This is a genomic window from Turicibacter faecis, from assembly GCF_037076425.1.
GTDB classification, from domain to species: Bacteria; Bacillota_I; Bacilli_A; order MOL361; family Turicibacteraceae; genus Turicibacter; species Turicibacter faecis.
Map to the genome: position 1 here is coordinate 292,847 of NZ_AP028127.1, position 12,017 is coordinate 304,863.

Annotated in this window: 11 protein-coding genes and 1 tRNA gene; 11 read left to right on the top strand and 1 reads right to left on the bottom strand. The window is 34.9% G+C overall.

The genetic code is table 11. The features are described from left to right. Positions 1-149: 149 nt before the first annotated feature. From AACH31_RS01465 to gpmI, 7 genes are all read left to right on the top strand, one after another. Positions 150-626: an NUDIX domain-containing protein gene (locus AACH31_RS01465; protein ID WP_262950709.1), complete on the top strand. Its 477-nt coding sequence runs from the start codon at positions 150-152 to the stop codon at positions 624-626. Between the two features lie 27 nt (positions 627-653). Next, positions 654-1,523, top strand: coding sequence for an RNase adapter RapZ (gene rapZ / locus AACH31_RS01470; protein ID WP_161832330.1), 870 nt, complete (start codon positions 654-656; stop codon positions 1,521-1,523). Positions 1,524-1,534: 11 nt separating this feature from the next. Further along, positions 1,535-2,515, top strand: coding sequence for a gluconeogenesis factor YvcK family protein (locus AACH31_RS01475; RefSeq protein ID WP_161832331.1), 981 nt, complete (start codon positions 1,535-1,537; stop codon positions 2,513-2,515). Positions 2,516-2,519: 4 nt separating this feature from the next. Further along, on the top strand, positions 2,520-3,479 hold the full coding sequence (whiA, locus tag AACH31_RS01480; protein ID WP_161832332.1) for a DNA-binding protein WhiA: 960 nt from the start codon (positions 2,520-2,522) through the stop codon (positions 3,477-3,479). A 228-nt stretch (positions 3,480-3,707) separates the two neighbouring features. After that, positions 3,708-4,577: a transposase gene (locus AACH31_RS01485; RefSeq protein ID WP_338617769.1), complete on the top strand. Its 870-nt coding sequence runs from the start codon at positions 3,708-3,710 to the stop codon at positions 4,575-4,577. Then, positions 4,567-4,896, top strand: coding sequence for a transposase (locus AACH31_RS01490; RefSeq protein ID WP_338617288.1), 330 nt, complete (start codon positions 4,567-4,569; stop codon positions 4,894-4,896). The genes AACH31_RS01485 and AACH31_RS01490 overlap by 11 nt, the downstream gene beginning before the upstream one ends. Positions 4,897-5,108: 212 nt before the next feature. Beyond that, positions 5,109-6,650, top strand: a complete 1,542-nt coding sequence (gene gpmI / locus AACH31_RS01495) for a 2,3-bisphosphoglycerate-independent phosphoglycerate mutase (RefSeq protein ID WP_161832333.1) — start codon at positions 5,109-5,111, stop codon at positions 6,648-6,650. Between the two features lie 40 nt (positions 6,651-6,690). Here gpmI and AACH31_RS01500 read toward each other — a convergent pair whose 3' ends face one another. After that, entirely contained in the window at positions 6,691-7,470 is a 780-nt protein-coding gene (locus AACH31_RS01500) for a M15 family metallopeptidase (protein ID WP_161832334.1), read from the bottom strand. A gap of 161 nt (positions 7,471-7,631) precedes the next feature. On the opposite strand from AACH31_RS01500, the gene AACH31_RS01505 reads away from it, so the two are divergent. The 4 genes from AACH31_RS01505 to AACH31_RS01520 all read left to right on the top strand — a co-directional run bounded on the left by AACH31_RS01505 (position 7,632) and on the right by AACH31_RS01520 (position 11,988). Continuing rightward, a tRNA-Thr gene (locus AACH31_RS01505) sits at positions 7,632-7,705 on the top strand. Positions 7,706-8,256: 551 nt separating this feature from the next. Beyond that, the gene (eno, locus tag AACH31_RS01510; protein WP_161832335.1) at positions 8,257-9,546 is read left to right on the top strand and encodes a phosphopyruvate hydratase; all 1,290 of its coding nucleotides are present in this window, start codon (positions 8,257-8,259) and stop codon (positions 9,544-9,546) included. 254 nt (positions 9,547-9,800) lie between these two features. Continuing rightward, complete coding sequence (locus tag AACH31_RS01515; protein ID WP_161831804.1) at positions 9,801-10,904, top strand: AI-2E family transporter; 1,104 nt, start codon at positions 9,801-9,803, stop codon at positions 10,902-10,904. Positions 10,905-11,016: 112 nt separating this feature from the next. Further along, positions 11,017-11,988, top strand: coding sequence for a sodium:calcium antiporter (locus AACH31_RS01520; protein WP_338617771.1), 972 nt, complete (start codon positions 11,017-11,019; stop codon positions 11,986-11,988). Positions 11,989-12,017: the final 29 nt, after the last annotated feature.

The window sequence follows — 12,017 nt, forward strand, 5'->3', positions numbered from 1 at the left end:
GGTAATCGAAAATAGTTATTCTTTTTTTTAGATTAAAAGTAGGATACCGACATATAATATAGAGTTGTTAGAATCAACGTTGTCAATATCATTTTTCCTATTTCGCTCGGATGTGTGATATAATAGCGATAGTGGAAGAGGGTGGAATAATGCGTGTCGTAAACAGTTTATTGCTAAAAGATGACAAAATATTGTTGTTATTTAAACAAAGTCGTCAAAAATGGTTTTTACCAGGTGGGAAAGCCGAATTTAGCGAAAATGTTATTCAAACGGGAATAAGGGAATTTTTTGAGGAGTCTGGCCTTCAATTACAGCACGTTAGCCTTGGTGCCGTGACGACGGTTGTAGTCGAAGAGGCTGAAGGACAAAAGGAATGGATGTTATACACAATTAAAGGGACCGATGCCGATGGCTCATTACAAGAGGTTAATCGCGAAGGCATTTTAAAGTGGCATGATGTAGGTGAGTTAGATCATTTACCGATGTTTGAAGGTGATCGTTTTATCATTAAGCATTTAATTCATCACGATGAACCCATCGTATCGACACAGTTTTATACTTCGACTTATGAACTAATTAAGGTTATATCAAGTTACGATGTTGAGGATAAAGAAGTTTTAAGTTAACGAATGAAAATGAAGGGGTGTGCTTAGATGAAGAAAATTAATTTATTAATTGTAACCGGAATGAGTGGTGCCGGGAAGAGTGTCGTTTTAAATAGTCTCGAAGACGTTGGTTATCATTGTATTGATAATTTTCCACCGAAACTGTTACCTAAATTAACAGATTTAATTATGGGGACCAGTGAACATGTAGTTAATTTAGCGGTGGTTATTGATTTACGTTCATTGGATTTTGATTCTATCGATGAGATGTTATACTTTTTACAAGATAGTCACTATGTGAATGTTCATGTTCTATACTTAGATGCGAATGATGAGACGTTAGTGAAGCGATATAAGGAAACACGTCGAACACATCCGTTATCAAGAGATACCAACTTATTAGATGGAATTCATAAGGAACGTAAATTACTAAAACCTATTTTTGATATTTCTGATTTTAAAATTGATACGACGGGTTTACCAGCAAAAGAATTAAAGAAACAAATCATTACGAAGTATGGGAATATCGATAAGGATTATTTTAGCGTAACATTTATGTCGTTTGGATTTAAACATGGGACACCGATTGACACAGATATTATGTTCGATGTTCGATTTTTACCTAATCCATTTTATATTGAGGAGATGCGTCCACAAACCGGGCTTGATGAAAGTGTTTATGAGTATGTCATGGGGTTTGAGGAGACCACAACATTTTTATCGAAATTGACTGATTTATTGCAATTTTTAATTCCAAAATATAAAGCGGAAGGAAAATCTCAAGTTATTATAGGAATTGGGTGCACGGGTGGACAACACCGATCAGTGGCAATTGCGGAGTATTTATCTCACGCATTTGAACATGACTATGCGACGAATGCCACACATCGGGATATTCATCGTGCGTATAAAAAGTAGGGGGAAGCATTATGGCAGAATATGATTTAAAAGTAGCGGTTATTGGAGGGGGAACGGGCCTTTCAACGATATTAAGGGGACTAAAACGATATCCTATTGATTTAACTGCTATTGTAACAGTAGCCGACGATGGGGGGAGTTCGGGAAGTTTGAGAACGGATTTCGATGTTCCCCCTCCGGGGGATATTAGAAATGTACTCGTAGCTTTATCAGAGGTAGAGCCTCTTGTGCAGGAGTTATTTCAATATCGATTTACTGGTCAAACCGATTTGGCGGGACATCCTACCGGAAATTTATTAATCGCAGCGATGACCAATATTACTGGAGATTTTGCATCTGCTATTCAAAAGTTGAGCGAAGTATTAAAAGTTCGAGGATGCGTATTACCAGTATGTAACACTCCGTTATGCTTGTGTGCGGAGTATGATGATGGTACAATCATTCAAGGCGAATCACTTATCCCGACTGTTGATAAAAAAATTAAACGGGTTTATTATACTAAAAAGGATGCAAGGGCACTTGAAGAGGCTGTTGAAGCTATTATGGAGGCCGATTTAGTTCTACTTGGTCCAGGAAGTTTATATACAAGTATTATTCCTAATTTATTATTTAGTGAGATTTCTGATGCTTTGGTTAAAACATCTGCTGAATGTGTCTATTGTTGCAATATTATGACTCAACCCGGTGAAACAAATGGATATACGGCTTCTGATCATGTGCGTGCGCTTCATGAACATGCAGGTGCAAGCTTTGTTGATAAGATTATTGTGAACGATGAGGAACTTGATACTGAGACATATGAGCGTTATTATGATCAAAAATCGGATATTGTTATAATCGATGAATGTAATCTTCAAGAAATGAATATTGAGATTATTAAAAGTCGTTTAGTTTCATATAACAGTGTAGGGGAGGTACGCCATAACGCTAAAAAAGTAGCGGCAACTATCTTTTCGCTACTATTAGATATCGAGGAAAAAAGGGAGGGGTGATACCATGTCATTCGCTTCTGAAACAAAAAAAGAATTAGTTCAAATACAATCAGATGATTGTTGTGCAAAGTCTGAATTATCGGCATTGATTCGGATGAACGGTGTGATTTCGTTATCGAGTAAAGGTTTAGTTTTGGACTTTGCGACCGAAAATGCTGCGATTGCCAGGAGAACTTTACAATTAATTAAGCAATTGTTTGATACAGAGGTAGATTTACTATCTCGAAAAAAAATGCAACTTAAGAAAAATAATGTTTATATTATTCGTATTAAGAAAAATGCCCGCGAAATTGCGACGGAGTTAGGGATTATGTCAGATACCGGCTTTGTTTTAGGAATTGCTAAACATTTAATAGAATATGATTGCTGTAAAAGAGCTTATTTACGTGGAGCTTTTTTAGCAGGTGGATCAGTAAATAATCCGGAGACCTCCTCTTATCATTTTGAAATTTGTACGCTTGATGAAGAGCATGCAGAGGATTTAAAGGATCTGCTTAATGTTTTTGACTTAAATGCTCGTGTTCTTCAAAGAAAGAAGGGTTATATTACTTATATTAAAGAGGCCGAGAAAATTAGCGATTTTTTAAGAGCGATTGAAGCATATAATGCCGTACTAAACTTTGAGGATGTTCGTATTTTTAGGGATATTAGAAATTCAGAGAATCGTTTGAATAATTGCGAGATTGCTAATGAAACGAAGACAATTGCTGCTGCAAAGCGCCAAATTGATAATATTGAACTAATAGACTTTGTTTACGGAATTAATTCATTGCCGGAACGTTTGCAATATGTTGCTAGACTCAGACTAGAATTTCCTGAGGAGAATTTAACGTATTTAAGTGAAGTTGCAACGCAACGCGGGATGAAATTGACAAAATCAGGAATTAATCATCGAATGAGAAAGTTAACAGAAATGGCCGAAGAAATTCGTGAAAATCAGCAAAAACGAGCTGAACAAAATTAAACTAAAGTGAGATGATTCTTATTAGTTGTTTCCAATTAGAAACAAAAAGTTAAACCTTATTCATGTACAATGTGTATGAATAAGGTTTTTTTAGAATACTATTAATGTGCAAAACTACTTCCAATTAATTTCCAGCTATAAAATACCAGTAAAAAAAGAAAAAACATTAACTTAAATCCCTGTATAATTAAGTCTCCTACAACCAATTAACGAGGGGGAATTAAGTTAATGTTCATGGATAGTATTATATCAGATTCAAATTCAATTTTCAAATTTTTAAAACAACTTGATTTAGATTTATTCTTATCTAAACCTCAGTTTAATCATGTTAACCAGTTTCTAAACTTGATGATTCAGGAAAATTATCAGGGGAAAATCTCTGCCGTTAAACACTGTCATCGGACAAGTTTTGGACGATTTTTAACGGATAGTCCTTGGGATGAGGAGGCGATCAGTCACCAGATTCAAACCTATGTTTTATCCTGTATCTATCAGCGTTCTTATCAAACTCAACAACCTATTTACGTGATGGTTGATGATACGACTTGTGTTAAAACTAAACCTTCGTCACGGGCAACACATCCTATTCAAGGATGTAGCTGGCACTTTTCTCATCTTCATCATCAACACGTTTATGGTCATCAATTTGTCGCCTTGATGCTTCAATGTGAGGATTTAATTCTTCCTTATCAAATCATTCCCTATGAAAAAGAGAAACAGAGTAAAATCGAACTCGTTCGAAGAGCTCTGATGGAATTACCCAAACCTCCCTATAAAGGCTATGTCTTAGCGGATAGTTGGTATACGTGTGAAGCTCTCCTTCAAACGGCTAAGCAAGTCGGGTTTCATTATTTAGGAGCGATTAAAACGAATCGAATCATTCTTCCTAAAGGTTACCGTCCCAACGGAATTCAACTGAAACAATTTGCGAAAACATTATCCCTTCATGATCTCGACTTAGTGACCGTCGGATCTGAGCGTTATTATACGTATCTATATAAGGGACGAATAAGAGGGGGACATGTCGTCCAAATCATTTTAAGTTCGCCAAACGGCTCCTTTGGAAGAAAAAGCTTTACGTTGTTTTATGAGTCATGATTTGAAAATGTCTGCCAAACAACTACTTAAACACTATACTAAACGTTGGCCTATTGAAATTTTCTTCCGAGAAGTGAAGCAAAATTTCGGAATGGGGAACTATCAAATTCGAACTTTACAAGGGATTAAACGATTGATGTTAATGATTCAATTCGTTTACCTTTATTTAAAACGAATAACGTTAAATAATCGTTGTTTGGGTGACAGTTTACGCCAGTGTCAACGAAAGCAAAAACAAGAATTAGTGAAATTAATTTATCATAAAGCTCAAAAAGGTGTGGAATTAAAAACCATTTTTGAAGAGTTGAAAATTGCATAGGGTAAGTGTATTTTCATTCCTTGGAAAATTTTTCTTAAAAATTGCACATTAATAGTAGAATATAAGAAAAGCTTGGATAAAAAATATTTAATTAGAGATAATAAAAAATGTTTTTGTCTGAAAAAAATTACAACCGCTTACAAATTGATATCCGTATACTTGTGAATTAAAGTTTAGTATACTATTATTATAAGAACGAAGGAGGAAATACTATGACTAAAAAACCTGTAGCATTAATTATTTTAGATGGTTTTGGTTTACGTGATGAAACTGCTGGAAATGCAGTTCAAGCAGCTAAAATGCCAAACTTAGATCGTTTATTCCATAAATATCCTCATAATACGTTAGAGGCATCTGGATTAGGAGTTGGATTACCTGATGGACAAATGGGGAACTCAGAGGTAGGACACTTAAACTTAGGTGCAGGACGTATCGTTTATCAATCATTAACTCGTATTAACTTAGCTGTGAAAAATGGAGACTTAAAAAATGATCCTGTTATTGAAAAAGGATGTGCACACGCATTAGAAAATAACAAAAAAGTGCATGTTATGGGATTATTATCACCAGGTGGAATTCACTCACATAATGAGCATATTTACGCGTTAGTAGAAGCAGCTAAAGCTCAAGGTGCAAAAGAAGTGTATGTACATATTTTCTTAGATGGACGCGATACTGCTCCTAAATCAGCATTAGAGTATGTAGAAGCATTAGAAAATAAATTAACAGAAATCGGAATTGGAAAAATTGCGACTGTATCAGGGCGTTATTATGCAATGGACCGCGATAAAAACTATGACCGTACTCAATTAACATATGATGCAATGACTCAAGGAACAGGTGAAAAATTCGAATCAGCGAAAGCTGGGGTTGAAGCTTCATATAAAAACGATATCTTAGATGAATTCGTTGTTCCATTTGTAGTTGATGCAAACGGATTAATTCAAGATGGAGATACAGTAATTTTCGCTAACTTCCGTCCTGACCGTGCACAACAAATTGCAATTGCATTATCTAACCCTGAAAATGTAGCAAGCTTTGCTAAAGAAGGTAAAGAAGCATTAGATCCTTCAAAAGGACCTAAAGATGTTTACTTCATCTCAATGATGTCTTACGGGGATGCTGTAAAAGGACCAGTTGTTTTTGGATTACAGGATTTAGCTAATACTTACGGAGAAGTTATCTCAGCAAACGGATTAAAACAATTACGTATCGCTGAAACTGAAAAATATGCTCACGTTACATTCTTCTTTGACGGTGGGGTAGACAAAGAAATCGAAGGAGCAACACGTGTATTAATTAACTCACCAAAAGTTGCAACATATGATTTAAAACCTGAAATGTCAGCATACGAAGTTGCAGATGCTTGTGTGGCTGAAATTAATAAGGATATTCACGATACAATTATCTTAAACTTTGCTAACCCAGATATGGTAGGACATACAGGGGTATTTGATGCAACAGTTAAAGCTTTAGAAGCAGTTGATGAGTGTTTAGGTAAAGTAGTTGATGCGATTATCGCTAAAGGTGGAGTCGCTATTATTACAGCTGACCACGGAAATGCTGAAAAATTAGTGGACGAAAATGGTGGAGCATATACAGCTCATACATCAAATCCAGTTCCAGTCATCGTAACAAAAGAAGGAATTGAGTTACGTGATGGTGGAAACTTAGGAGACTTAGCACCAACAATGTTACAATTATTAAATGTTAAACAACCTGAAGAAATGACAGGAAAATCAATTATTAAATAATAATTTTTATGAAAAGGGCATCGCTTCTCGCGATGCTCTTTTAAGATATATTTTTTTCGAAATGTTGATAATCTTTTGGTTGGTTCCAATCACCACCCCAACTCCAACCATATTTTTTGAAAATTTCACATACTTCACTTTCCGCAGTAATCATACCAGGAATCTCCTGTCCCCGGTCCGTATAGTCTTCGCCGTTTGCGGGTAACACTTTATTTGCGTACACATAAGGATTTATTTTAGGATTAATGTCAATCGCTAATCCGTAGGCGTGATTTGAAGGAGTAGATCCATTTGTAATCATCCTGAAATTAAAGGCGCTTGTATTATTATCTTCCATGGATAATTCATCAGAGTTATCGTAATGATGGATGGCCTTCATTTTTTCAATTGGAAAAGAAATTGTATAAAGTTCTTTAAAGATTTGTAGTACCTCTTCGGCAATCGCCTGATTTACAATGAGTTCTCCTTGGTGTATCTCACCATCAAAACCAACATGAAGAATTTCTAGGTACCGTAGGTCATCATATTCAATGTATTGTGGATCGATTGGGATTAAGGAAGCGAGAGAGTCTCCGTATTTTTCTTGTAGAGTTTGAATGGTAAAAAAGTCATCTACCGTGAACTCGGGAACTGATGATGTTTCAGAAACTTGATCATTTTCGGTGATCGTTGAACTAGGTGGGGAAACTTCCCTTACTAAAGGATTTTCTTCAGGTGAAGAAAAAGGATCGGATTCTTCTGAAACAAACGATAAGGTAATAGGGAGGTATAGACTAAGAGGAATTCCAATCATTAGGAGTGAGATGATAATTTTTTTCATTTAAGACGTCTCCTTTTCAAAATGGGTTGATAGGTTTATTATTGAGTAAGGTTATTATAAATGAGATCGTTGAAGAAATTTAGTTTTTTATGAAATACTCCTAAATGATGGGATAGGGGATTGAAATTTTAGAAATATATGTTAGAATAATAGTGTGAATGGCCAGGTTAGTTTAGTGGTAAAACAACGCAATGGTAATGCGTAGCCGCGAGTTCGATTCTCGCACCCGGCACCAGTTTATGAAAAGATTGATTCAGCTTGATGAAGCTGATTTTTTTTTGCTTTTTTCGCCAATTTTTATATCTTCACTTAAAATAAAAATCTCGAGGTTTGTAGAATTTATCGATTGTTTCATCCACAATGGTTATTAAATAAGGGGATGGGAAGAGGGAGCGGCAGGTTGATGATTAAGTTTTCATTTTTGAAAGGCTTTTATCGTCATTAAAATGGATTTCTTTACTTTAGGAGAAGATTTAGATTTTTTCTACATTACCGCATCAGTTGTTTATAGCGAGGGATTAATTGGTTAAAGATGACACTTTTATTTTTAATAAAGGATATCTAATAGAGATATAATAAAGTGTATAAATGGAGGATATTTAGAAATAATAAGTAATTACCTGATTTGGAAAAGGGGAATTAAGGAGTTTGTCGTTTTTTTTAGTATTATGGTAGGAATGAATAAAAATATAAAAAATAGCGTTTTCAATTTAAAAATATCTTTAATATGCAAAAAAATGTATTATAATAAGAAGTGTGAAAAAATTAGAAAAAGGAGTGTCTTAAATGCCTTATATTGCTGATGTATATGCTCGCGAAGTATTAGATTCTCGCGGAAATCCTACTGTTGAAGTAGAAGTAACAACTGAAAGTGGATCATTCGGACGTGCTTTAGTACCATCTGGAGCTTCTACTGGAATTTATGAAGCAGTTGAATTACGTGATGGAGATAAATCACGTTACTTAGGAAAAGGTGTTTTAAACGCTGTTAAAAACGTTAACGAAGTTATCGCTCCTGCTTTAGTTGGTATGGACGTTACTGACCAATGTGGAATTGACCGTTTAATGATCGAATTAGACGGAACTAAAAACAAAGGAAAATTAGGAGCTAACGCAATCTTAGGTGTATCTATGGCTGTTGCTCATGCTGCTGCTGACTTTGTTGGATTACCATTATACCGTTACTTAGGTGGATTCAACTCTAAAGAATTACCAACTCCAATGATGAACATCATCAATGGTGGAGAACATGCAGACAACAACATCGACTTCCAAGAGTTCATGATTATGCCTGTTGGAGCTCCAACATTTAAAGAAGCTATCCGTATGGGAGCTGAAGTATTCCATGCATTAAAATCAGTATTACACGGTATGGGATTAAACACTGCAGTTGGTGATGAAGGTGGATTCGCTCCAAACTTAGAATCAAACGAAGCTGCTATCAAAGTTATCTTAGAAGCTATCGAAAAAGCTGGATATGTTCCAGGTAAAGACGTAATGATCGCTATGGACGTTGCTTCATCTGAGTTCTACAAAGATGGAAAATACGTTTTAGCTGGAGAAGGTGGAAAAGTATTCACTTCTGAAGAATTATGTGATTTCTACGCTGAATTATGCTCTAAATATCCAATCATCTCAATCGAAGACGGTTTAGACCAAGACGACTGGGCTGGATGGGATTATTTAACTAAAAAAATCGGAGATAAAGTGCAATTAGTTGGAGACGATTTCTTCGTAACTAACACTGAGCGTTTAGCTGAAGGTATCGAGAAAAACGTTGCAAACTCTATCTTAATCAAAGTTAACCAAATCGGTACATTAACTGAAACTTTCGAAGCTATTGAAATGGCTAAGAAAGCTGGATACACTGCAGTTGTATCTCACCGTTCAGGAGAAACTGAAGATGCTACAATCGCTGACATCGCAGTTGCTACAAATGCTGGACAAATCAAAACAGGTTCAATGTCTCGTACTGACCGTATTGCAAAATACAACCAATTATTACGTATCGAAGACGAATTAGGTGAACAAGCTGTTTACAACGGAGTTAAATCATTCTATAACTTAAAAAAATAATTTAATTATTTTAGTTTAGATTAACTTTATGCCCCCTCTCTTTCTCCGACAAAGAGAGGGGGTTTTTAGTTTATCATCTGAATGATAGGTTAACGCTTATTGCAGGAGCTAGGTCTACAAGTAGGTGTTAAAGGATATACTGTAATTGGATTAAGGGTGAGGACACTCTACAAAGGATAAAGTGGATTATTTATGCCGAAATTAGCGTGCGTAGATTATTCTTCTCGCTATATATTTAAAAAGGGGGATTGTCAGTGAAGTTTTTCAAGGGATCAATCAATTACGCTTGTTTGAATGGGGTTCTTATTTTAATCGGTATTTTGGTATTGATCCATATCATTAAATTAGTTTTTCCGATTTTAACTCCAGCTCTTGCTATCATGAATTTTATTTTGTCACCATTTTTGATTGCAATTTGTCTTGCTTATTTATTAAATCCAGTCGTTGAATTGTTTTGCCGATTTAAAATTAAGCGAAGTTATTCCGTCTGGTTAACATTCTTAACGATTATAGGAACTGTTTTTTATGCTATTTTTAGCCTTATTCCCTATTTTGTTGTAAATATCCAGCAGGTGATGGGAAGAATTCCTGCCCTATTAGAAAGACTTCAATTTTTAGTTGATAAGTGGCAATTAAGCGATATCGATTTTTATCATTATGATTTTACAAAGTTGTTTTCTCAAAACTCTGAGGTGATTAAAATTTTCTCATCGTTTCTATCACGTTTAGGACCGTGGCTATCTTCATTTAGTAGTAGTTTTACCTTGGTGTTAGGAATGGTTTTTTTGGTACCGGTAGCGTTGTACTATATTTTGAGCCATTTTCATGAAATAAGGGGAGGAATTCGCCAGGCATTACTTATACATCATCAGGACCGACTATTCAAAATGCTTAAAGAATGTGAGTCTGTCGTGACCGCATATGTTTCGGGAACATTATTGGTTTCTGTTGTTCTGTCTATTATAGCCTCTATCTATTTTTCAATTATTGGATTAGATAATGCGATTGTTTTTGGGACTCTCATTGGATTTTTAAATATTATCCCCTATGTGGGACAGGTTATTGGGACGATACCTGCTGCGATTTTTGGTTTGATGGTTTCGCCGTTAACCCCGATTTATGTTATTTTAGGAGTTGCAGCCTTGAATGTGATTGAGGGAAATTTAGTTAAACCGTTTGTTTTTTCTAAATCGATTGATTTTCATCCGATTATTGTATTTACGTTGATTATGATTGGTGGACAGTTTTTTGGGGTTATTGGAATGATATTAATTATTCCAATCGCAGGTATTTTGAAAATTATCGGAAGATATATGTGGGAATTAATGAAAGAGAAAAAAGAAAAAGTTCGCGCTTAGCGAACTTTTTTTTGTCTGTTGTTGCAAGGAAATGCTCTTACTGCATATTTTAGTTTATTATAACATACGGTTAGATGTATGAGTTTGGTTATGGTCGTAGGAGGAGCTTTTGATGGGGATGCTATTAACTCAGTACTTTATATTATCAATCATTGTTGTTGTATCATCCATACGTATTTCTTCTTGTGTAGATGAGTTTACAAAACGGACTAAAATTGGTGGAGCCTTTATTTCAGGTATCGTATTAGCAGGGGTGACTTCCCTTCCGGAATTAATTACAAGTCTTTCTTCTACCATTGTGTTAAATAATGCTGATTTAGCAATGGGTGATATTTTAGGGAGCAACGCTTTTAATATTTTTATTTTAGCGGTAGGAAATTTAATATTTATTAAATCGCGTCTATTTAATTGGACAAAGCAGTTGAATGTAAAGACAAATGTGCTGAGTACGTTCGTTTATTTTTTTATTTTCTTGAACTTATATGGGTTTTTAACCGGACGAATAGGTCATATTGGAATTACATCATTTTTTATTTTAATTTTATATTATATCAATATTCGCCTAGTTGCTGATGGCGAGGAGCAGGAATTGTTAAATCCAAAGGTTACGTGCCGGCTCAGGGTTCTCGTCTATCAATTTATTTTATCTGCTATTGTAATTGTTGTTTCAAGTTTACTTATTTCTGTTGTTACAGACAAGATTGCTCGAATAAGTGGAATTGGGTCTTCCTTTATTGGGGCCATGTTTTTAGGGGTAGCAACTTCTCTACCGGAGATGGCAAGTTTGGTAAGTCTTGTGCGCCTAAAAAATTATGATTTAGCGGTAGGAAATATTGTAGGAAGTAACCTATTTAATTTCGTTATTATAGCATTGTCGGATATTTGTTATGTATCAGGGAGTATTTTTGAATTTTTAGATACATCGAATCGATTGTTAGTTATTGTCGGTTTATTAGAGTCTATTTTGTTAACTTATATGTTATTAAGAAAAGAAGTGAAAAATTTGTTGTTATATGTTTTACCCTCTTTAATGATTATTTTTATTTATTTTTATTATCTAAGACTCTCCTTAAATAATGGTTGAAATTGTATACTGGATATGATAAAGTTTTG

Coding starts and splice junctions, on each gene's coding strand:
- rapZ (WP_161832330.1), top strand. CDS start 654: ATGAAGAAAATTAATTTATTAATTGTAACCGGAATGAGTGGTGCCGGG.
- gpmI (WP_161832333.1), top strand. CDS start 5,109: ATGACTAAAAAACCTGTAGCATTAATTATTTTAGATGGTTTTGGTTTA.
- AACH31_RS01465 (WP_262950709.1), top strand. CDS start 150: ATGCGTGTCGTAAACAGTTTATTGCTAAAAGATGACAAAATATTGTTG.
- whiA (WP_161832332.1), top strand. CDS start 2,520: ATGTCATTCGCTTCTGAAACAAAAAAAGAATTAGTTCAAATACAATCA.
- eno (WP_161832335.1), top strand. CDS start 8,257: ATGCCTTATATTGCTGATGTATATGCTCGCGAAGTATTAGATTCTCGC.
- AACH31_RS01485 (WP_338617769.1), top strand. CDS start 3,708: ATGTTCATGGATAGTATTATATCAGATTCAAATTCAATTTTCAAATTT.
- AACH31_RS01490 (WP_338617288.1), top strand. CDS start 4,567: ATGAGTCATGATTTGAAAATGTCTGCCAAACAACTACTTAAACACTAT.
- AACH31_RS01520 (WP_338617771.1), top strand. CDS start 11,017: ATGGGGATGCTATTAACTCAGTACTTTATATTATCAATCATTGTTGTT.
- AACH31_RS01500 (WP_161832334.1), bottom strand. CDS start 7,470: ATGAAAAAAATTATCATCTCACTCCTAATGATTGGAATTCCTCTTAGT.
- AACH31_RS01475 (WP_161832331.1), top strand. CDS start 1,535: ATGGCAGAATATGATTTAAAAGTAGCGGTTATTGGAGGGGGAACGGGC.